This is a genomic window from Cereibacter changlensis JA139, from assembly GCF_003034985.1.
Lineage (GTDB): Bacteria > Pseudomonadota > Alphaproteobacteria > Rhodobacterales > Rhodobacteraceae > Cereibacter > Cereibacter changlensis.
This window is the reverse complement of sequence record NZ_PZKG01000478.1, coordinates 1-216: the sequence shown is the minus strand read 5'-3', so window position 1 is coordinate 216 and position 216 is coordinate 1. Positions and strand designations below refer to the sequence as shown.

At 66.2% G+C, this 216-nt stretch carries 1 pseudogene; it reads left to right on the top strand.

Annotated elements, in window-relative coordinates:
• Positions 1 to 216, top strand: a pseudogene (locus C5F48_RS25890) (hypothetical protein); the annotation flags it as partial.

Here is a 216-nt window from a genome sequence, read left to right as displayed (position 1 = left end):
ACCCTGCAGGCCGCCTGAGTTTCGGGAAGCACGAACGGCCGGGGCATCTCTCGCTCGGCAGGGGGCCGCTCTGGCGGGCTACCGTGCCGCTGAGCAACAGGCTCGTCGCGCATCTGTTGGCACGCTCTACGGCTTCGTCTTCCTCAGCCGCCAGTTCGGGTCCTTCATGGGAGTCTGGCTCGGCGGCAAGCTCTACGACCTGCAAGGCGACTACAT